Source organism: Prauserella halophila (assembly GCF_024171895.1).
GTDB lineage: Bacteria > Actinomycetota > Actinomycetes > Mycobacteriales > Pseudonocardiaceae > Prauserella > Prauserella halophila.
On record NZ_JAMTCQ010000009.1, the window covers coordinates 61,157 to 84,437 of the forward strand.

The following is a 23,281-nucleotide window of genomic DNA, read 5'->3' on the forward strand; positions in this document are numbered from 1 at the left end:
TGTTGTCCGCGCCTGCCTGTGAAGTTAGTACCGCACGAGACAGGTTGCAGCCACGTTCGTCCGCCCACAAGGCCCCGCGCTCGTTACGGACGACCCGGGCGACGAGCGGCTGACGAACGGTCGCCGCATATGCTCGCCGGGGCGTGCAAGCGAAGCGGGAGGTTGGCCAGTGGCCGAGAGTGAGCCGGAGCGTGAGGTGCTCACATGGGAGCTGTTCGGGACGGCGAGCCGTGAGCTCGCCACGGCGGTGGCCGACAGCGGGTTCCGGCCCGATCTGATCCTGTCGATCGCACGCGGAGGCCTGTTCGTGGCGGGTGCGCTCGGGTATGCGCTCGACGTGAAGAACCTGCACGTGATGAACGTCGAGTTCTACACGGGCGTCGACGAACGGTTGGACCTGCCGGTGATGTTGCCGCCGGTGCCGAACGCCGTCGACCTGGCAGGCGCGAGAGTGCTGGTGGCCGACGACGTCGCCGACACCGGTGCGACGCTGAAACTGGTGCGCGACTTCTGCGCCGACGAGGTGGCCGAGGTGCGCTGCGCCGTCGTGTACGAGAAGCCCGACTCGACGGTGGCATGCGATTACGTGTGGCGGCGGACCGACCGGTGGATCAACTTTCCGTGGTCGACCGAACCGCCCGTGGTGACGAGGGAAGGTCAGGTGCTGGACGCATGAGTCAGGGTGCTGCTGAGAGTGATCCGCTCGCGCCACTCGTCGGGATCGACGGTGTCGCAGAGGCGGCGAAATCGGCTCAGGACGCGGTGTTCGCCGTGCACCGGTACGGCGTGAACCTGCGCGAGGGCTCGGCGACCGCCGCCGAGGCGTCGGTGCGGGCCGCGCGCGCGTCGGCAGGCGTCGAGGGCGTCGACCCGGAGATTCCCGACGAGGGCGAGGTGCGCGACCCGGTACTGGCGGGCGCGTTGCGGGTGGCGAAGGCCGGTGAATCGCTCCTGCCGACGTGGCGCCGCGCTCCGATGCAGGCGCTCGCCCGGGTGCACGTTCTCGCCGCGGCGGATCTGACGTCGGATTCCGACGCGCTGGGAAGGCCCGATCCGGCGGCGTCGCCACGGCTGGAGCTGCTCGGCCGGCTCGTGACGGGTGGGACGAAGGCGCCGGCGCCGGTGCTCACCGCCGTCGTCCACGGCGAACTGCTGGCGTTGCAGGCGTTCGGCACCGCCGACGGTGTCGTCGCGCGCGCGGCCGCGCGGTTGACGATGGTGGCGACCGGCCTCGATCCGAAATCGCTCACGGTGCCCGAGGTCGCCTGTTTCCGCAGGCAGGAACGGTATGCGGCGGCGGCCGAGGCGTTCGCCACCAGTGATCCGGACGGCGTGCGTGAGTGGTTGCTGTTCTGCTGCGCGGCGTTCGAGGCCGGGGCCACCGAAGCGCAGAGCATCGCCGACGCGGCGGCCTGATCGCCGGCGGTCACCGGCGGCCGACCCAGCCGGCGGTTACCGGCCGACCTCGCCGAGTGCGTCCCGTACGTGCCCGCCCGCGTGCTCGAGTGCGGTGGCTGCGGTCGTGACGTCGACGCCGCTGAGCAGGTGCACGAGCGCCACCCTGAGGTCGCCGCCGGCGCGGGTCAGCGCCTCGTCGCACTCGCGTTCCTCCGCACCGGTCGCCTCGCGGAGGATGCGCAGCGTGCGGCCGCGTAGCTTCGCGTTGGTGGCGAGCATGCCGACCATCAGGTTCGAATAGGTACGGCCGAGTTTCACCATCGTGGCCGTGGAGAAGGCGGTCAGCACCATCTTTTGCGCGGTGCCCGCCTTCATCCGGGTCGACCCGGCAACGGCCTCGGGGCCCGTGTCCACGACGATCGACACGTCGACGACCTCGGGCACGGGTGCGGCCGGGTTGTCCGACACGAGTCCGGTACGGGCGCCGAGCCGCTTCGCCTCCTCGAGCGCACCGAGCACGTACGGCGTCCGGCCGGACGCGGTCAGGCCCAGCACGAAGTCGTCCGCCGTGACGGACTCGGCGATCTCCGCGGCGCCCGCCGACTCGTCGTCCTCGGCGTTCTCCACCGGGAGCCGCAGCGCATGCTCGCCTCCGGCATGGTGTGCGACGAACCAGTCGGCCGGAACGTTGTAGGTCGGCACCAACTCGGCGGCGTCGAGCACCGCGAGCCTGCCCGAGGTACCGGCACCCACGTAGTGCACGCGTCCGCCGCCGCGCAGCGCCGCTGTCGCGTGGTCGACCGCTTCGGCGACCTTGCCCAGCACCGCGCGCACGGCACCGGCCACGCCGGCGTCCTCGGCGTTGATCGCCGACAGGATGTCGTGTGTCGACATGCGGTCGAGGTCGGTCGTGCGCGGATTGCGTTGTTCGGTCGGCGATTCGACGTGCACGACCGCCGAGACCTGCTCCGGGCCCGCGTTCGCCGTGCCGGATGCCATGTTCCTCACCGTCTCAGTACTCCCCTGGCCGCTCGCCGGCCGTGTTGTCATTGGGTGCGCCGCCGGCCGTCGGGACGGCTCCCGAGCCGGTGGGGTCCGACCGCGTCGCGGGTGGCGTCGAGCGCCTGCACGGCGCCGTCCATGTGCTGCTGGGCGACGCCGATGAACAGGCAGTCGATCACCGTGAGCTGTGCGATCCGGCTGGCGGTGGCGCCCGACCGGAACGTCGTCTCCCTCGCCGCGGTGGTGAGTACGTGGTCGGCGGTCTCGGCCAGCGGTGAACGCGGGAAGTTCGTCAGCGCGATCGTCGTCGCGCCGTGTTCTTTGGCGGCCTGCAGCGCCTCGACGGTGTCGGTGGTCGCGCCGGAGTGCGAGATGGCGAAAGCGACGTCGCCGGTGCCGAGTACGGCGGCAGACGTGAGCATGATGTGTGTGTCGGACCAGGAGAAGCTCACGCGGCCGATGCGGTGCAGCTTCTGCTGCAGGTCGGCGGCCACGAAGGCGCTCGCGCCCACACCGTAGACGTCGACGCGGCCCGCGCTCGCCATCACGTCGACGACCTGCTGCAGCCGGTCGACGTCGAGCTGTTCGGCGGTCTCCTCGACGGCCCTGGCATCGGTGAATCCGACCTTGCCGACGATCGAGGCGAGGTCGTCGTCGTAGGAGATGTCGCCGCCGTGCACCTGCGGGGTGCGTGCCGCCGAGCGGGCCGTGTCCGCGGCGAGTGCGATGCGCAGCTGCGGGTATCCGCCGACACCGATCGCTTTGCAGAATCGGGTGACGGTCGTTTCGCTGGTGTTCGCCGCCAGTGCGACTTCGGTGATACTGCGGCGGGACACCGTCGTCGGGTCGTCGAGGACGACCTTGGCGACGCGTTGCTCGGCCTTCGCGAGGCCCGGCAGCAGGGACCGGATGCGGACCAGAGGGCTGCCGTCCGGGTCGGCCGACTGCGGAGCCGTTGCGGTCGCCGACTCATCGACGCTCTCAGGCAAGGATTCATCACCCATAAGGTCCGTTGGAAAATTCCTTACTGCTCGCGTAGGCGACAAGGCTACCCGCACCTTTCGATCGGTTGCAGTCCACGGTGTGCGCTCCGTCGAACCCGGTCGCTCGCACCATCGTTGCTCAGAAGGTCGCCGACCGACTAGGGAGCGTCAGGCATTGGCGCTTAACGACTTGGCAACGTCACCTGCAGCTATATGCCGGTAGCGGAGAGCGATTTCATCCCGTTTGCACGTTTCGGTTCGTTGGGTCGAGGCGTACGTCCGCGCCGGTGAATTCTTCTCGGCCTGCGCGGGGGACAGGTCCGGTCGGCCTACGACGATCGTGGTGAACAGGCTGGTGAATGGCCAACAGTCGTTCGTCATCGCCGCCTCCCGAAGGTGCACCGGGTTCCTCCGCCACGGTGTCGATCCGCGCCGTGACCGCCTCGACGTTCCGGATTCCCACATCGGAGGTGCGATACGCGTGGGGGCACGGTGCCGTGCCGGCAGGTCGGCGGGGGACGGGGCGAAGATGCGGGTCGTCGGCACCGGCGCTCCGTACACGACACGGCGGCCCCGTGGTCGGCGTGGGACGCCGCCTGCAGGGCCGCCGTGTGGCGAGTGTCCGTGTGAAAGAGGTTGTGGCGAGAGGGTTACGAGCCGGGCCGGTGGAAGACCGGCTTCGGTCGCAGGCCGCCGGTGCCGCCCGACGTCCGGCCCTCACCGGCTCCTGCCGATTCACCGCCACCGCCGGAACCGCTGTTGTCAGGCTTGTCGTCCTGCCCGGGAGTGCGGAACCACGAGCCGCCGCCGGCGTTCGGCTTGGCCTCGAGCGCCCGCGACATGGCGCTGGCCCATGCCTCGCGGGCGTCGTTGATCGAGCCCCACTCGCGGGTCGGGTGCACCCGGTTGGTCAACAGGATCGCCATCGACTGCGAGTTCGGGTCGATCACGAACGAGGTGCCCGTGTAGCCCGTGTGCCCAGCTGTGACGGGTGAGGACAACTCACCCATGTACCACTCCTGGTCGAGCTCGAAGCCGAGGCCGTGTGCGTGGTCGGGGAACTCCTGGTTCCGGTTCGTGAGCATGTCACGGACGCTGCGTTCCTTCAGGATCCGCTCACCGCCGTAGGCGCCGCCGTTCAGGAGTGTCTGACCGAGCACGCCCATGTCGCGGACCGTCGAGAAGATGCCCGCGTGGCCGGCGACGCCGTCGAGCGACCAGGCGTTCTCGTCGTGTACGACACCTCTGACCATGCCGCGGTCCGGCTCGGACTGGTACTCGGTCGCCGCGATGCGGTCACGTTTCGATGCCGGCGGATTGAACCCGGTGTCGGTCATTCCGAGTGGGCCGGTGACGTTGTCGCGGACGTAGTGATCGAGCCGCTTGCCGGTGAGCTTGCCGACGAGTTCGCCGAGCGTGATCAGGTTCAGATCGGAGTACTGGTACTCGGTTCCCGGCTCGCTCACCGGCTCGGCGGCGAGTACCGCACCGATGCGCGAGGTGCGGTCCGGGTAGTCCTTCCACAACGGCATCGTCGCTTTCAGCCCTGACGTGTGGGTCAGCAGCTGTTCGACGGTGATCGAGTCCTTGCCGTGCGACCCGAACGCGGGCAGGTACCGGGCCACGGGTGCCGACAGCTCGACGTCGCCGCGCTCGGCCAGCTGCATCACCGTGATCGAGGTGAACAGTTTGGTCACCGATGCCATGTCGAAGATGGTGTTCTCGCGTACGGGAACCCGCTTGTTCGGCGGCAGCTCGTTGCCGTTGCGGTCGAAGCGAAGTGCTCCGCCCGCCGAGAATTTGCCGACGACCTTGCCGTCGTGGGCGAGCAGTCCGGTGGCACCCGAGTACATCGGATGGCCGTCGACGGCATCGGACGCCGTCAACTCGGTCAGGGTCCGCTCCGCGTCGCGGATCGGACGAGGGTCCACGCCCGCGTTCTTGGGCTTGGCGTGGGCCAGTGCATCCGCTGTGGGCGACAGCGGGGTCCGCGGGCCGTCGAACCGGCCGTCGTGCGGTGTCGACGCCGCCGCGGTGGTCGTGCCTGTCAAGACGAAGACAGCAGTCATCGCCACGATTCTGCCTCGCACGCGAGTAATCCCCCTACCGGTAGATCAAATACTGGTCGCGGTTCCGGCGGAATCCGGCGAGCTCATCGGACCACGAACCGATGATCTCGCCGGTGCCTGCGCCGGCGTTCACCATCGTGCGGAGGCGATCGGAACCGAAGAGTTTGTCGATGAAGTTGTCCTCGCGCCACCCGAACAGCTCGGGGTGCACCTGTTTCGCCGTAACGATCATGGCGATGCCCGTGCGAATGGGCTCGAACGCGTGCGGATCGGTGATGTTCAACTGAACGCCACCACACTGTTCGCCGGTGAATTTGCCGAACGTCGGCACGAAGTACGTTTCCCGGAACGATACACCGGGCAGGTTCTGTTCCTGGAGTGCTTCTCGCCACCTCCAGTCGACACCGGGCGCGCCCATGATCTCGAACGGACTCGTCGTGCCCCGGCCCTCGGAGAACGCCGTGCCCTCGAACAGGCAAGTTCCAGGGTAGGCGAGTGCGGTCGTCGGCGTCGGCATGTTCGGGCTCGGCGGTGTCCACACAAGATCGGTTTGCGCGAACAACCGATCACGTTTCCAGCCGTGAATCTCGACGACGTCCAGATTATCGAGTTTCCCGCCGTCGTCCGGAAGGAATTCGCCGTTGAAGAACCGTGCCAGTTCGCCCGCCGTCATCCCGTGCTGCTGCACGATGGGCTTCAGCCCCACGCCGGAGCTGAATTTCGGGTCGAGCATGGGGCCGAACGCCGAACCGCCGACGGGATTGGGCCGGTCGAGTACGACGAATTCGACTCCGACGCGGCCTGCCGCGACCATGCCCTCGTACATCGCCCAGATGTAGGTGTAGAAGCGAGATCCCACGTCGGCGATGTCGAAGACGACCGTGTCGACCCCCGACTTGCGGTACATGCGGGCGAGCTCGTCGATCGTGGCGCCGTAGGCGTCGTAGACGGGGATCCCGGTGCGCGGGTCCTCGTAGTCGCCCTCGGAGCCGCCTGCCTGTGCGCTGCCCCGGAAACCGTGTTCGGGCCCGAATGCGGCGACCGGGCGAACCCCTGCGGCGATCAGGGAGTCGACGATGTGGTCGCCGCTGACCAGCACGCCGGTGGGGTTGGAAAGGACGCCCACCTTGCGGCCAGCCAGGCGCTTCCAGCCGTCGTCGGCGAGGACGTCGGCGCCCGGGCGGACGTCGCGCCCCGGCACGGGGCCGGAGCCGGGCGGTCCGGTGCTGTCGGCGGCGGTGCTGTCGGCGGCGGTGCCCGGGCGCGGAGCCGCGGAGGCGAGCTGGGATCCCGAGGTCAGCAGTGGTGTCGCGAGGGCGCTCGCGCTCAGGAACGTGCGTCGGTTCAAAGGCATGTCATCACCAGGTCAGACCGTGGCCGAAGGGGTACAGGGTCGTGTCGGGGTCGTCGCCTGCCGGAATCGTCACCGGCAACGTCCCCTGCGGGGCCTGCTGGCCGAGCAGCACCTTCGCGAGTGAGGTCATGGAAACGTCTCGCCAGTCGTACGTGGCGAGCCAGGTCGGGACGTCGACGTAGCCGGGGTCGTAGGGCTCCTGGACCGAGACTGCCACGACGTTCGCGTCCGTGGCCAACAACTCGTGCAGCAGGTCACGTTGTCCGGCATCGCCCGCGAGGCCGTTGGTGAGCACGACGACCGTGTCGGCATCACCCGCTGCGTTCACCGCGCGCCGGACCGTCGCCTCATCGGGGTCGGAGCCCGTCGGCAGGGCCGTGGCCGAATCGCCGAGCTCCGCGGCGAGCGAGGAGACCGGGCGGGCCGGGTATCCCGGGAAACCGAGGTTGTTCCAGCCGGTCACCAGCGTCTTGCCCCGGCCGTCCAGTGGCAGGATCTGCTCGTCGTTGCGTAGCAGTGTCGGGGCCTTGTCCGTGGCGGCCTGCACCGTCGCACGGTTCTCCGGCGTACCGACCTTCTTGCCCACGGCCCCGATGTTGACCATCGGCGCCTCGGGAATCCCACGCTTGTGCTTCAACTGCAGAATGCGCAGCACGCTTTCGTCGATGCGCTGTTCGGTGATGCGGCCGCTGTCCACCGCGTCGAGCACCCCGCCGATGGCGACGTCGAGGTCCGGCGGCATCAGCATCTGGTCGACACCCGCTTCGAGGGCGAGCACCGGGATCTCACTGTCGGGGTACATCTCCCGCACGCCCTGCATCTGCAGCGAGTCGGTGACCACGACGCCGTCGTAGCCGAGTTCCTCGCGCAGCAGCCCGGTCATGATCGGCTTCGACAGCGTGGCCGGATCGCCCGACGGATCGAGGCTGGGTACCCGGATGTGCGCGGTCATGATCGAGTCGATGCCTGCGTCGACGGCCGCCTGGAACGGCGGCAGATCGATCTCTCGCCATTCCTGTTCGGTCCGGTCGATCGTGGGCAGGCTCGTGTGGCTGTCGGTCGCCGCGTCGCCGTGGCCGGGGAAGTGCTTGGCCGAGCTCGAGACCGTCTCGGTGGACCTGCCCGAATCCTGGTACCCGCCGACCTGAGCGGCCACGAAGTCACCGGCCAGCCCGGGATTCGCCGAGAACGACCGCGAGCCGATGATCGGGTTCGCGGGGTTGGAGTTGACGTCGGCGACCGGCGCGAAGTTCTGGGTGATTCCCAGGGAGCGTAGCTCGGAGCCGGTGACGGCGGCCGTCGCCTCCGCTGCCTCGGGGTCGCGGCCGGCGCCGAGGGCCATCGCGCTCGGCTGCTCGGTCGCGGGCTCACCCACGCGGGTCACCCGGCCGCCTTCCTGATCCACGGCGACGATCAGCGGCACACCCGTACCCGTGGAGAACGCTGCCCGCTGGAGACCGTTGGACAACCTCGCGACCTGTTTCGGGCGCTCGATGTTGTCGGTACCGCCGTGGTTGAAGTAGATGACTCCGCCCGGCTGATACTTGCGGACGACGTCGGACGGTGTGTCCACGCCGTACTTGTCCTGGTTGCCCGCGTGTTTCTCGTTCGGCGCCTGTCCCCAGACGTCGGCGACGAACAGCTGCCCCACCTTCTGTTCGAGCGTCATGTCGTGCAGCGCGCGTTCGGCCCAGTTCGCGCCGTTGTCGGTACCGGCCGGTGCCGGAGAGTTCGGGGAGGGGTCGGCACCGGCGGTGGCGCCGATACCGCCGGTCACGACGAGTAGTCCCGTGAGCGTGGCAGCGGCATGGCTGTTCCTCCTGCGCCGGGAAGCAGGCTTTGTCACGAAATTCCTCCAGTGAGCGTGTGGATGTGAGAAATCCACGAAGGCGTCAGGACCGGAAAGTTAGGCGAGCGCGGTAGGTCCGTCAATGGACGAACGTTGCATACCGCCACGAGTGGACCCTTCGCCCCGAAAAGCGGCATGAAAGGCCCATTGGCAGGTGCTGATGAGCGAACGAAATCCGCCATTCGTGCGGCGGATTCGGGACGGCGCGAGTGTGCCGGAAGTGCGAGTGTGCCGGAAGTGCGAGTGTGCCGGAAGCGCGCGGGTCGGCTCGGGCATGTCCGCGATCGCACCCGGCGGGGCGGCATATGGGCGGGGAAGCACACGGGCTGCGCACACGGGCCTCACACACAGGTGGGGCCCGCCGACGATGTCGACGGGCCCCACCTCGCGCGAGTGCCTGGGCGACCAAGCTGCAACGTGTGTCGCATCTTTTGGGGAGCTAGGCGTCCGGCGTCCCGGTAACGCAGTCCCACGGCGACGAGCCTTACGCGGCGTGCCGAGCGTGGGTACCCGGAACTCGCGCACGGAGGTCGATCGGGGTGGATCGGGCTTATCTCCGCCGGATCCCTGGCCGGTTCGATGTCCGCACCTTCAGTTGTACGCAGTGATGCAGTTCACTTCAAGGGGTTGTCCGGGTGCACCGGTACAGATTGTGGCGGAATGTGCGCGTGACGTCGGTTTCCCGCCATGGCCAGGAAAATCAGCCGCCGGATGGGTGTTGACGGCGCCGCGGCGGGCGCTGTTGTGCCGGGCTCGTCGTCAGGTGGGCCGGCCGCCGATTCGCCGGACGAGTCCGTAGGCGGTGACGCCGGCCAGGGCGGCGCCCAGCCCGATGCCGAGGCCTGCCAGCACGTTGCTGCGAGCCGTCATCCTGGACCGGATCGACACCGGCTTGTCGAAGGCGTGGAGTTCCCATGCCCGTTCCGTGGCGATCCGGCGCAGGGTTCGGTCCGGGTTCACCGCGTGCGCATGCCCGACGGTCTCCAGCAGGGGGACATCGGTACTGGAATCGCTGTAGGCGTGACAGCGGGCGAGGTCGTAGCCGCGTTCGGCGGCCAGCCGACTCGCTGCGGCGGCCTTCTGCTCGCCGTAGCAGTAGAAATCGATCTCGCCGGAGTAGCGGCCGTCCACCACGCTCATGCGGGTGCCGACGCTGTCGTCGACACCGAGCATCGCGGCTATCGGCGTGACCACCTCCTCGCCTGCCGCCGACAGCACGATCACGTCGTGGCCCTGTGCTTTGTGGGCGGCGATGAGCGCCTCGGCTTCTGCGTAGACGAGTGGTGTCACGACGTCGTGCAGCGTTTCGGCCACGACCGTCCGCAGTTGTGCCACGTCCCAACCCCGGCAGAGTGCGGAGATCTCGGTCCGCAGGCGTTCGGTGCGGTCCTCGTCGGCACCCGACAGGGAGAACACGAGCTGGGCGTACGCGCTCTTGAGCGCGGTGCGGCGGCTGATCATGCCTTCGCGCATCAGCGGTCTGCCGAACGCCAGGGCACTCGAGGACGCGATGATGGTCTTGTCGAGATCGAAGAACGCTGCGACGCCGCTGGTCGGATCGCTCCCGGAATCGGCCACGGTGCCACGATAAGTGATCGACGGGGACCGTCGTGAGGCCGCACGGCAGTGGTCGGCGACTTCCCTTCACGCTACCGGACGCCGCGACCCTTCTGTTATCGAATTGCCTGTTCAGAACGGGTTTCGGACGGTTCGGCGGAGCTACCCTGAAAGTAGTCCGGTATCGCGCCCGGATACGGCTCGGCTCACCCCCGGCCGAGCCAGGGCGGTCCCCGTTTTCCTCCCCCTGGCGGGGGCCGCCTCCTCAGAACCCTTGTCGGTTACTGCCGGTCGGTTACCGCGCAGTTATCCACAACGACCCGGTTGTCCACAGGTTCTCGAATTCCCTCTTCCCGTCGCCGTGGCCGCAGGTGAATGTGGATGGCAACCGAAGCTTTCTGGGGGAACGATGGAACGGACCGTGGACCGGCGGGCGGAGCAGGGCCTGGTCGTCGGGAATGGCGTCACCGGGAATGCCGTCACCGGGAATGCCGTGGCAGGCGCGCAGGGCGATCAGCCGGCGACCCGGGCCGCTGCCGACCCGGGCAGGCGGCCACTCGTCGTGGCACGGGACGGCCGGGTGCTGGACGAGATCCGAAGACACGCCGCGGCGGTCGACTGCGATCTCGTTCTGGTCCCCGATCTCGACGAGGCGGAGCCGTACTGGCGCGACGCGCCGCTCGTGCTCGTCGACGAGGAGGTCGCGCCGAGCGCGCAGGTACGGCCCCGGCGAAGCGATGTCGTCCTGGTGTGCGGCGGTAAACCACCGCAGAGCATGTGGCGCCGCGCCTTCCTGCTGGGCGCACGCGAAGTCGTGACGTTGCCGGACACCGACGGAGTGCTGCTCACCTCGTTGGCCGATGTCGTCGAAGAGCCGAGCGCGGATCGGGGCCGCGTGGTCGCCGTACTCGGCGGGCGCGGAGGGGCCGGTGCGTCGGTGCTGGCTGCGGCAGTGTCCGTGTGCGCGGCCAGATCGGGCGGCAGGTCGGTGCTGATCGACTGCGACCCGCTCGGCGGCGGCATCGATCTCGTGCTGGGTGCGGAATTGCAGGACGGAGCGCGCTGGCCGGACGTGCGGGTGCAGGGCGGGCGGGTGGCGATGTCGGCGCTCGACGACGCGTTGCCGGTGACGGGGCCCTCCGACGGCCCGGTCTCACTGCTCTCGTGCGACCGCGACGGCCCCGGTCCGGCGCCGGACACGATCGAGGCGGTTCTCAGGGCGGGCGTGCGTGCGGGACGGACCGTTGTGTGTGACCTCCCGCGGGAACCGGGGCCGTGCGGACAGTCCGTTCTGACGATCGCGGATCTCGTCGTGATCGTGGTCCCGGCCGAACTGCGTGCGTGTGCCGCGGCCTCACGAGTGCTCGAGCGGATCGGTGACGCTCATTCCCGTACGCGGGTGCTCGTCCGTGGCCCGTCGCCGGACGGGCTGAGCGCACGTGACGTGGCAGGCGGGGTGGGCGTGCCGTTGTTGGGGTGGCTGCCCGCCGATCGGCGCGTCGCCAAGACAGTCGAACGCGGTTCGTTCAACCCGCGCCGCCGTGGCCCGCTCGACACCGCGGCGCGCGCCGTGCTCCGCCAGGTCGTCGCGACGTGAGTGTCCACAGTGCTGTTTCGGGTCGTGAACCTGGTCCGTCCGATCCGATTGTCGATTTCCAGGGGGAAATATGAAATCCGGAACTGTCTATTCAGGAGTTGACGGCGAAACGTCGTCTCCCGCCGATGCCCGACTGGTCGAACGGGTACGCAGGCGGCTCGCGAATGCCGGTTCGGCGGCCGATCCGCAATCGGTGGCCGAAGCCGTACGGGCCGAGAGTTCCGGGGTCGCCGGGCATCTGGATGTTCTCGACGCCGTGCGGTTGCTCCGGCACGAGTTCGTCGGCGCGGGACCGTTGGAGCCGCTGCTCGACGATCCGGCGGTGACCGACGTGCTGGTGACGGCTCCCGCCGAGGTGTGGATCGACGGAGCGGGCGGACTGCGCCGCACGGATGTCACCTTTTCCGACGAGGAGGCCGTTCGCAGACTCGCCCAACGACTCGCTCTTGCCGCAGGACGGCGGCTCGACGATGCTCAGCCGTTCGTCGATGGCTGGCTGCCCGGGGCGGGACCGCACGGCCGGGTACGCATGCACGCGGTGCTGCCGCCGGTGGCGGCCGGTGGGACGTGCCTGTCCCTGCGTGTGCTCCGGCCCGCAGCACACGACCTGCGCGCGCTGCGCAGGTCCGGAACCGTCGACGATTCCGGTTTCCGGGTGCTGGAGGCGATCGTCGCCGCACGGCTGGCCTTTCTGATCGGCGGTGCGACCGGATCGGGAAAGACGACGCTGCTGGCGGCGATGCTCGGCGCGGTCTCCCCCAAGGAACGCATCGTCAGTGTGGAGGACGCGGCGGAGATCCAGCCGTCGCATCCGCAGGTGGTGCAGCTCGTGGCGCGACCGGCCAATGTGGAGGGCGCGGGTGAGGTGACGCTGCGGGATCTGGTGCGGGAGGCCCTCCGGATGCGGCCGGACCGACTGGTGGTGGGCGAGGTGCGCGACCGCGAGGTGTGCGAGCTGTTGAACGCACTCAACACGGGTCACGACGGCGGTGCCGGCACGTTGCACGCCAACTCGCCGAGCGAAGTGCCCGCCCGGCTCGAGGCACTGGCTGCACTCGGTGGACTGACCCGGTCGGCGTTGCACAGTCAGCTCGCGGCGGCGGTTCAGGTCGTGCTCCACATGGCTCGCGGAACCGACGGTACCCGGCGGCTCACCGAGATCGGTGTCGTTCACCGCAGTCGGGAGGGCGTGGAGGTGCGACCCGTCTGGACGGCCTCCGGGCCTGCGGCGGATCGCGAGCTGCTGGCATCCCTGTTGCGGGACCGGGGAGTGGAACCGCCGTGGTGACGTCCGTTCAGCTGGCTGCGGTGGCCCCGGCCCTGCCGGTCTGCGGCGTGGCGCTGCTGATCTGGCCGGAGTGCCGAGGCAGGCGGAGGCTGCACGGCTCGGTCGGCCACCCGTCCGGCCGGGACCGGGTCGGCCGCCGATGGGGGCGGCCGTGGTCGTGGCGCGTCGCCGCGACGGTGGGGCCGGTCCCGGTGCTGTTGTTGGCCGTGTGGGCGGGTGTCGGCGTCGTGCTGGCCGTCGGATGCGGGGCGGCGGCGGTGCTCGTGCATGTCCGTGCTCGCAGGCGCGTCCGGCGGGGTGTTTCCGCTCTGGCAGGCCTGGCAGAGGCATTGCGTGCAATGGCGGGAGACCTGCGGTCGGGCGCACATCCGGCAACGGCAGCCGAGTCTGCTGCACAGGATGCCGATTCCGACATCACACCGGTGTTCAGGGCGATCGCGGAGTCGGTGCGGCTCGGTGGCGAACCGGACGCGGGACTGGCCGCGTTGCCGGCCGGGTCGGTGTCGTTGCCAGGGGGTGTGCTGGAGCGGGTGACGACGGCGTGGTCACTCGCGCGCAGGCACGGGCTCGCACTGGCCGACATCGTCGATGCGGTCCACCGCGACGTGGCTACGCGAGCCCGGCTCGCGGGAACACTCGACGCGCGGATGGCAGGACCGCGGGCGAGCGCGCTGATTCTCGCGGGACTGCCCGTGCTGGGAGTGCTGCTGGGTGAGGCGATGGGTGCGGCACCGCTCGGCGTGCTGTTCACCACGGCACCCGGACAGGCGCTCCTGACGGTGGGCGCCGCCCTGCTGCTCGGCGGCGTGGCGTGGACGTCGGCGATCACCGGAAGGGTTCTGCCCCGATGAACCCGCTCGTGCCCGCGTTGCTCGCCGCAGCACTCTGGCTGCCGTCCGTGCCGTCGGCCGCCCGGTTGCGCATGGTCCTTCCCACCCGGCGGGGCCCGTCGAACCGGACGTGGCTGCAGCGGCCGCTGCAGTGTCCGGCACCGGGGTTTCCGGAGTTCGCGGGAATATCGGCGGTGCTGCTCGTTGCCGGCGTGGGAGCGTTCGTGACGGCGCCGGTCGTCGGGGCAGGGGTGTGGTGGGGTGTCCGGTGGGTGCGAGCGCGCCGTGCTCGTGAGGAACCGGACCCGTTGCGCACGGCTGCGACGGGCGATCTGCTCGCGGCGTGTCTGCGGTCGGGAATGCCCGTGTCCACCGGAGTGAACGCCGTGGCGCCGACCGCCCAGCCCGGCGCCGCTGCGGCGCTGCGTGCCACCGCGGGCCTGTTGGCGCTCGGTGCCGAACCACGGCAGGCCTGGCAGCCGGCCAGGCAGTGTCCGGCCACCGCCGAGCTCGCTCGCGCCGCCTGTCGTACGGCCCGCTCCGGTAGCGCGCTCGCGGGCGTCGCCGAGGAGATGGCCCACCGGGCACGCGATGCCGTCGTGGATACCGCCGAGTCGCGGGCTCAGCGTGCAGGCGTCCTTGTGACGGGGCCACTCGGATTGTGCTTCCTGCCCGCGTTTCTGTGCCTCGGCATCGCGCCGGTGGTGATCGGACTCGCGAGTGAACTACTGGTCTGAACCGGTTGGACGGAAAGCAGGCCGGCGACCGGAAACCGATGGAGAAGGGAATGTCATGAATACCGTTACGAGGATGGTGCGCACGGTCGAGCCGGTCACCGGCCCGGTGAACATGGTGCTGCCGATGGATTCGGAGACCGGCGTGCCCATGGCCGCCATGCCGGCGCGAGGAGGTGTGCCGCAGGCGACGGCCCGGTCGCGTGGTGTCGCACAGGGCGAGCCGGAGGTGGACCTGGCCGCGCTGCTGCCGAGACAGGCGGGGACGGAACGGGAACGGGTGCCGTGTACCGGAACGGCCGATGGCGAGTATCGGCGGAGACGGCACGGTGAAGGAGACCCCGGCGACCGTCCTGGCGTTGCTGCCGATCGTGGCGAGGCGGACGATACATTCACCGATGTCGACGGTGACGCGGGCATGTCGACTGCTGAATATGCGATCGGAACTCTGGCCGCGGCAGCGCTCGCGGCGGTGCTGTACATGATCGTCACGGGGGACTCGGTCGCCTCCGCGCTGACGTCAGTCATCGAACAGGCGCTGTCGGTGGACTTCTGATGCCCGGCGTCGAGTGTTGTGCCCGCGACGGCACCGGTGGCCGCGAGTGCGGCGGGCGGGACGGGACCGACCGAGGCTCGGTGACCGTCGAAGGTGCGATCACGGTGTGCTCACTGATCGTGGTGCTGGGGCTCGTCCTGAGTGTCGTCACGGCGATGCTGGCTCAGGTGCGCTGCGCCGACGCCGCGGGTGAAGCGGCGCGCCTGCTCGGCAGAGGCGACGATGCCCGTGCTCGGGAAGCCGTCCGGCGACTCGCTCCCGACGGCGCGACGTTCGCGGCAGCCGATGACGGCACCGGCGTCGAGGTCACCGTGCGCAGCCCGTTCCTCGGGGGACTGCTGCCGGGGGTCGAACTCTCGGCCGGGGCCTACGCGGTCCGGGAACCCGGAGCGGAAGGAGACCGCCCGGACGGCGGTGAACACGACGGCGGCGCCCACGAGGGTGAGAACCCTGATGGCGAGGACTCCGACACCGAGGACTCCGACACCGAGGACTCCGACACCGAGGACTCCGACACCGAGGACTCCGACGGCGAGGGTTCCGCGGGTGAGGTTCCCGAGGGTGGTGGCGGGTCCGGCACCGATCACGACGGTGGCCGGCCGGGTGGCGGCGGTGCCGTTGCCGGCGGGGATCGGACCGGGGAGGCGGAGGAGCGCCGATGACGTACGTGCAACCGGGACAGGACACCGACGAGGGAGTGGCGACGGTGTGGGGCGCACTCGCGATCGTGGGTCTACTGGTGGTTACGGGGACGGTGTGGTTGATCGGCCATGTGGCTGCGGTCCGGCAGCAGGCTTCGAACGCGGCGGACCTGGCGGCGCTGGCAACGGCGGGCCGGGTGGACCGCAGCGCCGGTGATGCGTGCCGATCCGCTGCGACGGTCACCGACCGGATGCGGGTGGAGCTGATCGAATGCCGCGTGGAGCATCCGGACGCGCTGGTGGTGGTCGAAGCCGACGGCGGACCGTGGCTCGCGGCCTTCGGACCGGTGACCGCTCGTGCTCGTGCCGGTCCCGTGTCGCCTGCTGCGGCAGGGCAGAACGACGAGCAGCGGTCGACTGCGCGCGGTGAACGGTATTCGCGGTCCGTGCGACGCACGACTTCTGCGCAGGAATCGGTGGTCGCCAGGGCTCCGCCGAGCCGTGACCTGGAGGCCGCGTCCCGGGACGCAGCCGCGACGAACGGTACGTCCATCGGCACCCGGGACCGATGACCGGTGCCCGACCTTCGGCGCGACCGTTGTGCCGATGCTCACTCATCGTCTTCTGTCGTCCGGTTGTCGAGCGGCTCTGTCGCGAGGGGTGCAACTTGCCGTTAGGTGAGATCAGACACCGCGAACGCAACGGTGCGAACGGTTTCAGGAGGCTTGAGCAAGACATGTTGGACATGGAGTGGCCCGACAGCTGGCGCGGCTCGTTCCGGATCGAGCTGCGCGCGGAGGCGATCAGCCTCGTGGAGCGCGGCTGGCCGATCCTGCCGGGCACGGTCTCGGAGAGTGAGGGCGCGGACTGGCAGTACCCGACACCTGCACACGCGGATTGGCAGAGCCGTCTCGGCGCCCACTCGCGTCAGGTCGCGGCGTGGTTCACCGGCAAGCCGTGCAGCTTGCTCGTGGCAACCGGCACGATGGTCGATGCACTGGAGGTCAGCGGCGAACTCGGTCGCCGTGCAGCGTCGCTGCTGCGAGTGACGGGCCACCCGGCGCCGATCGTGGCGATGCCGAACGGCCGGTGGCTGTTCCTCACCGCATCCGCCGACGCGGTGCATCCGGTACTCGCCGAACACGACGATGTGACCTGGCACGGCCGGGACGGTTATGTGCCGCTGCCCCCGACTCCGTACCGGCAGGGCGTGGTGCACTGGCGCGTCAAGCCGGAGATCTGGGGCTGGCGGCTGCCGGAGGCGGCGACCATCAACGAGGTGCTGGTCCGAGCTCTGCTCGGTGAGCACGACGACGGGACCGCCACGGCGTCGGCCGCCGTACTCCCGCCCGACGATCAGCGCGCCGCGACTCCGTCCGCGGCCTGAACCACCCCGTGACCGTGTTCGCCGTCGCGTCCCATTGCCCCGAGCACGACGTCGAGCACGGTCACAGCCCCCGCCTTGTCCAGCGGTTCGTTGCCATTCCCGCATTTGGGCGACTGAACGCAGGACGGGCACCCGGCCGGGCACTCGCAGGAGACGATCGCCTCCCGCGTAGCGGCCAGCCATGGGACCAGCGCGGCAAACCCGCGATCGGCGAATCCGGCACCCCCGGGATGGCCATCGTGCACGAACACCGTCGCCTCCCCGGTGTCAGCGTGCAACGCGGTGGACACTCCGCCGATGTCCCATCGGTCGCACGTAGCGAACAGCGGTAGCAGGCCGATCGCTGCGTGCTCGGCAGCATGCAGGGCGCCGGGAAGGTGCGCCGCTTCCAGCCCCGGCCCCTCCCGGCGCCCTGCAGCATCTCCCGGCTCGACTGCGGCGACGGTGTCGTTGCCGTTGCCGTTGCCGTTGCCGTTGCCGTTGCCGTTGCCGTTGCCGTTGCCGGTTCGTGCCGTCGTGTCGAGCAGCTCGTCGCTGATCGTGTACCACACGGCCCTCGTGCGCAGCTCCTCTTCCGGCAGGTCGAGGGCCACCTGGTCGAGCACCTCGCCGGACGGCAGCCGTCGCAGATAGCCGACGACCCGAGATGTCACGGCCACATCGCCGAGGCAGACCGTGACTCCGCCGAACCGCTGCTGCTGATGCGTCTTTAGCACCTCGATGTCGGTCACCTCGCGCGGCGACGTGTTCCACTCCGGATCCTCGGCATGGACGAGTGCCAGCCCGGTTTCCAGGTCCAGTTCGTCGACCACGTAGGACGACCCCTGGTGCAGGTACACCGCACCCGGATGCACCGTCGTACGTGCCGAGCCCGGATCGACCGTGCCCAGCAGTCGCGACGTCTCCGCCTCGACGACCGCCACCTGCTCACCGCCCGATCCGCGGATGTCCACGTCGAACTGCGGCCGGTCCCGCGACGTCCAGTACCACCCGCTCGGCCTGCGCCGCAGTACGCCGTCGGCGACCAGCGACTCGAGGACCGCGCGGGCCTCGTCGCCGCCGAACACCTCCAGCTCGCCGGCCTTCAAGGGCACCTCCGCCGCCGCGCACGCGAGCTGTGGTGCCAGCACGTACGGGTTGACCGGGTCGAGCACGGCGGTCTCGACCGGCCGGTCCAGCAGTGCCTCCGGGTGGTGCACCAGATACGTGTCCAGGGGGTCGTCCCGCGCCACGAACACCACCAGTGCGTCGTCGCCCGCGCGTCCCGCACGGCCCGACTGCTGCCAGAACGACGCCAACGTGCCGGGGTAGCCGGCGAGCACCGCCGCGTCGAGTCCGGAGATGTCGACGCCGAGTTCGAGCGCATTGGTGGTCGCCACACCGAGGAGCCGCCGCGCCATCAGATCGGCTTCGAGCCGTCGGCGCTCCTCGGGCAGGTATCCGGCGCGGTAGGCGGCGACCGTCTCCTCGAGTGCCGGGTCGATCTCGGCGAGGATGCGTTTGGCGCCCAACGACGTCAGCTCCGCACCGTGGCGTGAGCGCACGAACGCCAGCGTGCGAGCGCCCTCGATCACCAGCTCGGCCAGGATGCGTGCAGCCTCCGCACCCGCCGACCGCCGTACGGGAGCACCGTTCTCGCCGGTCAGCTCGTCGAGCAGCGGCGGCTCCCACAACGTGACGGTCCGCGGGCCGCGCGGCGACGTGTCGTCGGTGATCGCGGTGGCGGGCCTGCCCGTGAGACGGGCGGCGAACTCGGCGGGTTCGGCGGTGGTCGCGGATGCCAGTACGAACACCGGGTCCGCGCCGTAGTGCCGGGCCACGCGTCGCAGTCGCCGCAGGAGCAACGCCACGTGCGAGCCGAACACACCGCGGTAGCTGTGGCACTCGTCGACGACGACGTAGCGCAACTTGCGGAAGAACGCCGCCCACCGCGCGTGCCCGCTGAGGATGCCGCGGTGCAGCATGTCGGGGTTACTGAACACCCAGCGCGCGTGCTTGCGGACCCAGTCGCGTTCCTCGCGCGGGGTGTCACCGTCGTAGGACGCCGCGCGTACGCCGTCGAGCTCCAGGTCCGACACGGCGTTCAGCTGATCGGCACCGAGGGCCTTCGTCGGTGCGAGGTACAGCGCCGTCGCCGACGTGTCCGTGACCAGCGTGGACAGCACGGGCAGCTGGTAGACGAGCGATTTCCCGGAAGCCGTACCGGTGGCGACGATGACGTCGGAGCCCTCCCGTGCGGCCGCCGCGCCCGTCGTCTGGTGCGTCCACGGGCGGTCGATACCGCCACCGCGCAGCGCGGTCACCACCTCGGCGGGAGCCCACGACGGCCAGTCGGTGACCTCGGCGTCACGTCCCGGCAGGTCGGCGACGTGGGTGACCGGATCGCGTTCCTCGGGGATGCCTGCCGTCGCGCGCGCGAGCAGGCGGCGCGCACGCGTGGTCGGGGCGTCGTTCATCTGTTCGAGAATCGCACAGGGGTCTGTCGTGACCATCGTCACCCGGGAGTGACCGGTGACACATCGATGCGAGGGGTATCCGCCCCGATACAGGGCTCCCGAGATCGACTCCCTTACCAATACACTGCGCCGACAAACCGCAAAAAGTGGTGCACATCCCATGTCAGCGTCGACACAGCGGAGTTCGCGGACCTCGCGGCCGCCCGGTCGCTGCTGGCGTAGGCGACGTTTCAGGAGGACGCATGTCCCGGCACTTCCTCGCGGCCGGCTCTCCGGAGCTGGCTGGAGGTGACTACGGCATCGTTGCCGTGGTCGCCGTGATCGCCCTGGCTGCACTGGTACTCGGATACGTACTGCTCAAGGAGGTCCTGGCTGCCGACCAGGGCACCGAGCGGATGCGCGAGATCGCCACCGCCGTGCAGGAGGGTGCCGCTGCCTATCTCAACCGGCAACGCAAAACACTGGCCGTCTTCGGCGTGGTCGTGTTCCTGCTGTTGCTGTTCCTGCCCGCCGAGGACTGGAACGAACGCATCGGACGTTCGCTGTTCTTCCTGATCGGCGCGGTGTTCTCGTTCTCGATCGGCTACCTCGGCATGTGGCTGGCGACGCGAGCGAACGTCCGGGTGGCGGCGGCTGCCAGGGAGTCCGGTGGCCGGGAGAAGGCGATGCGCGTCGCGTTCCGCACCGGTGGCGTCGTCGGCATGATCACGGTCGGTCTCGGCCTGTTCGGTGCCGCCGTCGTCGTGCTGGTCTACGCCGGACAGGCGCCGAAGGTGCTCGAAGGCTTCGGTTTCGGTGCCGCCCTGATCGCGATGTTCATGCGTGTCGGCGGCGGTATCTTCACCAAGGCCTCCGACGTCGGCGCCGATCTGGTCGGCAAGGTCGAGCAGAACATCCCCGAGGACGACCCGCGCAACGCGGCGACGATCGCCGACAACGTGGGCGACAACGTCGGTGACTGCGCCGGCATGGCCGCGGACCTGTTCGAGTCCTACGCCGTGACGCTCGTGGCGGCGTTGATCCTGGGCAGCGCGGCCTTCGGGTCGAGCGGCGACGGACTGGTGTTCCCGCTGATCATTCCTGCGATCGGCGTGATCACCGCGGTGATCGGCATCTACATCACCAAGGCGCGCGCCGGCGAGAGCGCGCTGACGACGATCAACCGCTCCTTCTACATCTCGGCGGCGATCTCGGCGGTGCTGTCGGCGATCGCGGCGTTCGTGTTCCTGCCGAGCTCGTTCGACGGCGCGCCAGGAAACCCGGCGGTGATCGCGACGTTCTCCGTGCTGATCGGTATCGCGCTGGCCGGGCTGATCCTGTGGCTGACGGGCTACTACACCGGCACCGAGAACAAGCCCGTGAAGGACGTCGGCAAGACGTCGGAGACCGGCGCGGCGACCGTGATCCTGGCCGGCATCTCGGTCGGGTTCGAATCGGCGGTGTACACGGCGTTGGTGATCGGTTCCGCCGTGTACGGCGCGTACCTGCTCGGCGGCGCGGTCGCGCTGTTCGCCGTGGCACTGGCGGGCACGGGGCTGCTGACGACCGTCGGCGTGATCGTCGCGATGGACACGTTCGGCCCGGTGGCGGACAACGCCCAGGGCATCGCCGAGATGTCCGGTGATCTCGAGGAAGGCGAGGGCGTGCAGGTCCTCACCGAGCTCGACGCGGTCGGCAACACCACGAAGGCGATCACCAAGGGCATCGCGATCTCGACGGCCGTGCTGGCGGCGACGGCGCTGTTCGGGTCGTACTCGTCGGCGATCCGCGAGGCGTTGACCAACGTCGGCAGGACGGTCGGCGACTCGGTTCCCGACTCGTTCGTCGACAGCATCATCTCGCCGAACACGCTGGTCGGCGTGATCATCGGTGCCGCGGTGGTGTTCCTGTTCTCGGGGCTGGCCATCAGTGCGGTCGAGCGCGCGGCGGGCGCCGTGGTCTACGAGGTACGGCGGCAGTTCCGCGACATCCCGGGGATCATGGAGGGCACGACCCGGCCCGAGTACGGCAGGGTCGTCGACATCGTCACCCGCGACTCACTGCGGGAGCTCGCGACGCCCGGTCTGCTGGCCGTTTTCGCACCGATCGCCGTCGGATTCGGTCTCGGTACGGGCGCACTCGCCGGGTATCTCGGCGGTGCGATCGCCTGCGGCACGCTCATGGCCGTGTTCCTCGCCAACTCCGGTGGCGCGTGGGACAACGCCAAGAAGCTCGTCGAGGACGGCCACCACGGCGGGAAGAACTCCGAGGCCCATGCGGCGACGGTCATCGGCGACACGGTCGGCGACCCGTTCAAGGACACCGCGGGCCCGGCGATCAACCCGCTGCTGAAGGTGATGAACCTGGTGTCGCTGCTGATCGCGCCCGCGGTCGTGCAGCTCACGGTGGGCGCGGACGCCTCGCCCGCACTGCGGATCACGTTCGCGGTCGTGTCCGTGGCGATCATCGTCGCGGCCATCGTCGTGTCGAAGCGGCGCGGCTCGGCGATGACGGAAACGCCTGCCGAAACCCCGACGAACGCCTGACCCGCTCGGCCAGGTCGGGCCCGGGGATACGGCAATGCTCTCGCGGGATTGCCGTATCCCCGGTCACGGCGGTGGCGGGGGCGGGTGCTCGCGCGGACGGGCGATGCGACGGTACGGTCCGCTGCGAGTGGAGTACGAACCGTGACCGGAGGGGGCGGCGTTGGGGGTGCGGAGGTTCGCGACGATCGGCCTGGTCGGCGGGGTTCTCGGCTGCGCGCTGCTCGCCGGGTGCGGCCAGCCGTCCGAGTCGTCGGCACGGCCGGGGGACCGGCCGTCCGGCACCCCTGCGGCCTCGGGTGATCCCGCCACTCCCGAAGGTGACGACGAGCTCGTCGCCTGGGTGGAGGAATACTGCGGCGCCGCAGCCGATGTCGTCGACGCCGCGAGCCGCTTGCCCGAGATCGACGCCAGCACTCCGGAACGCACTTCTGCCACTTCCGGCAGGCTGCTGACCGTGATGATCGGCGGGCTCGACACCGCACTCGAACGCCTGCGCGGGCTCGGCGAGACGGGCGTGGACGGGGCCGAGCGGGTGCGCCTGTCCACGGTCGAGGCCTACAGCCGGGTACGTGAGCGGGCCGTCAACGCCAAAGGTGCGCTCGATCGGAGTGGTGCCGACGCCCTCGGCGACGTGCGCACCACGCTCGACCGGGTCGGCGCACTCGAGCTGCTCGGTGACCTCGACGAGGTGCCCGAGCTCCGCGACGCAGGCACGCGCTCGCACACCTGCGGGCAACTCTCCGCGGACGGCGACCCTCGCATCGCCGCCCCTCGGTGACCGGTGCCGGCGGTCATCCGGCTGCGCCACCAGCCGTTCGTGGTTCACGGTCGTGATTCGTGAGCCGAGCGCCCGGGAATATCTCGGCACGGGCCGGTGCCTCGATGGCACGTGGCCGTTCGGCCCGCCCGGGTGAGGTCGACGTCACCTGTGCAACCCGTCGGTGGGTAGTCACCGTGGGGGTGGCGGGCGAGAGCCGGCGCGGCGGCATGGAAGCATCGGGGACGAATCGGCCGAACTACTTGACACGCCGCATGGGGCGTGTTGAGGAACCTAG

General features: G+C 69.8%; 19 protein-coding genes. 12 read left to right on the top strand and 7 right to left on the bottom strand.

Translation table 11 applies throughout. The annotated features are described in order from the left end of the window. Nucleotides 1-169 precede the first annotated feature (169 nt). Complete coding sequence (locus tag LY41_RS06510) at nt 170-676, top strand: phosphoribosyltransferase (RefSeq protein WP_253862977.1); 507 nt, start codon at nt 170-172, stop codon at nt 674-676. Further along, the gene (locus tag LY41_RS06515; RefSeq protein ID WP_253862978.1) at nt 673-1,416 is read left to right on the top strand and encodes an oxidoreductase; all 744 of its coding nucleotides are present in this window, start codon (nt 673-675) and stop codon (nt 1,414-1,416) included. The genes LY41_RS06510 and LY41_RS06515 overlap by 4 nt, the downstream gene beginning before the upstream one ends. Nucleotides 1,417-1,452: 36 nt before the next feature. On the opposite strand, the gene LY41_RS06520 is transcribed toward LY41_RS06515, so the two are convergent. From LY41_RS06520 to LY41_RS06545, 6 genes are all read right to left on the bottom strand, one after another. Beyond that, nucleotides 1,453-2,397 (bottom strand): N-acetylmuramic acid 6-phosphate etherase, encoded by a 945-nt coding sequence (locus LY41_RS06520; protein WP_253862979.1) that lies wholly within the window; start codon nt 2,395-2,397, stop codon nt 1,453-1,455. A 47-nt stretch (nt 2,398-2,444) separates the two neighbouring features. Further along, a complete protein-coding gene (locus tag LY41_RS06525; protein WP_253862980.1) occupies nt 2,445-3,404 on the bottom strand; it encodes a MurR/RpiR family transcriptional regulator in 960 nt (319 codons plus the stop codon). A gap of 629 nt (nt 3,405-4,033) precedes the next feature. Beyond that, complete coding sequence (locus LY41_RS06530; protein ID WP_253862981.1) at nt 4,034-5,452, bottom strand: serine hydrolase domain-containing protein; 1,419 nt, start codon at nt 5,450-5,452, stop codon at nt 4,034-4,036. A gap of 34 nt (nt 5,453-5,486) precedes the next feature. After that, nucleotides 5,487-6,806 carry an exo-beta-N-acetylmuramidase NamZ family protein gene (locus tag LY41_RS06535; protein ID WP_253862982.1) on the bottom strand — a complete coding sequence of 440 codons (1,320 nt, stop codon included), beginning with the start codon at nt 6,804-6,806 and terminating at the stop codon, nt 5,487-5,489. Nucleotides 6,807-6,810: 4 nt separating this feature from the next. Next, the gene (locus LY41_RS06540) at nt 6,811-8,652 is read right to left on the bottom strand and encodes a glycoside hydrolase family 3 protein (protein WP_253862983.1); all 1,842 of its coding nucleotides are present in this window, start codon (nt 8,650-8,652) and stop codon (nt 6,811-6,813) included. Between the two features lie 762 nt (nt 8,653-9,414). Next, nucleotides 9,415-10,233, bottom strand: a complete 819-nt coding sequence (locus LY41_RS06545) for an HAD family hydrolase (RefSeq protein ID WP_253862984.1) — start codon at nt 10,231-10,233, stop codon at nt 9,415-9,417. Between the two features lie 388 nt (nt 10,234-10,621). Between LY41_RS06545 and ssd the strand changes: the two genes are divergently transcribed. From ssd to LY41_RS06585, 8 genes are all read left to right on the top strand, one after another. After that, nucleotides 10,622-11,809, top strand: a complete 1,188-nt coding sequence (ssd, locus tag LY41_RS06550) for a septum site-determining protein Ssd (RefSeq protein WP_253862985.1) — start codon at nt 10,622-10,624, stop codon at nt 11,807-11,809. Nucleotides 11,810-11,879: 70 nt separating this feature from the next. Further along, nucleotides 11,880-13,097: a TadA family conjugal transfer-associated ATPase gene (locus LY41_RS06555; RefSeq protein ID WP_253862986.1), complete on the top strand. Its 1,218-nt coding sequence runs from the start codon at nt 11,880-11,882 to the stop codon at nt 13,095-13,097. Continuing rightward, nucleotides 13,091-13,948, top strand: a complete 858-nt coding sequence (locus LY41_RS23830; protein ID WP_253862987.1) for a type II secretion system F family protein — start codon at nt 13,091-13,093, stop codon at nt 13,946-13,948. Before LY41_RS06555 ends, LY41_RS23830 begins: the two co-directional genes overlap by 7 nt. Further along, nucleotides 13,945-14,664, top strand: coding sequence for a type II secretion system F family protein (locus LY41_RS06565; RefSeq protein ID WP_253862988.1), 720 nt, complete (start codon nt 13,945-13,947; stop codon nt 14,662-14,664). Before LY41_RS23830 ends, LY41_RS06565 begins: the two co-directional genes overlap by 4 nt. 55 nt (nt 14,665-14,719) lie before the next feature. Continuing rightward, nucleotides 14,720-15,217 carry a DUF4244 domain-containing protein gene (locus LY41_RS06570; protein ID WP_253862989.1) on the top strand — a complete coding sequence of 166 codons (498 nt, stop codon included), beginning with the start codon at nt 14,720-14,722 and terminating at the stop codon, nt 15,215-15,217. 80 nt (nt 15,218-15,297) lie between these two features. Beyond that, complete coding sequence (locus LY41_RS06575) at nt 15,298-15,879, top strand: TadE family type IV pilus minor pilin (RefSeq protein WP_253862990.1); 582 nt, start codon at nt 15,298-15,300, stop codon at nt 15,877-15,879. Beyond that, nucleotides 15,876-16,430 (top strand): Rv3654c family TadE-like protein, encoded by a 555-nt coding sequence (locus LY41_RS06580; RefSeq protein WP_253862991.1) that lies wholly within the window; start codon nt 15,876-15,878, stop codon nt 16,428-16,430. The genes LY41_RS06575 and LY41_RS06580 overlap by 4 nt, the downstream gene beginning before the upstream one ends. Before the next feature lie 164 nt (nt 16,431-16,594). Continuing rightward, nucleotides 16,595-17,245, top strand: coding sequence for a bifunctional DNA primase/polymerase (locus LY41_RS06585; RefSeq protein ID WP_253862992.1), 651 nt, complete (start codon nt 16,595-16,597; stop codon nt 17,243-17,245). On the opposite strand, the gene sftH is transcribed toward LY41_RS06585, so the two are convergent. Continuing rightward, a complete protein-coding gene (sftH, locus tag LY41_RS06590) occupies nt 17,215-19,701 on the bottom strand; it encodes a DEAD/DEAH box helicase (protein ID WP_253862993.1) in 2,487 nt (828 codons plus the stop codon). The genes LY41_RS06585 and sftH overlap by 31 nt on opposite strands. A gap of 242 nt (nt 19,702-19,943) precedes the next feature. Between sftH and LY41_RS06595 the strand changes: the two genes are divergently transcribed. Continuing rightward, nucleotides 19,944-22,226, top strand: a complete 2,283-nt coding sequence (locus LY41_RS06595) for a sodium-translocating pyrophosphatase (RefSeq protein ID WP_253862994.1) — start codon at nt 19,944-19,946, stop codon at nt 22,224-22,226. A gap of 160 nt (nt 22,227-22,386) precedes the next feature. Next, nucleotides 22,387-23,004, top strand: a complete 618-nt coding sequence (locus LY41_RS06600) for a hypothetical protein (RefSeq protein WP_253862995.1) — start codon at nt 22,387-22,389, stop codon at nt 23,002-23,004. The last annotated feature ends 277 nt before the right edge of the window (nt 23,005-23,281 follow it).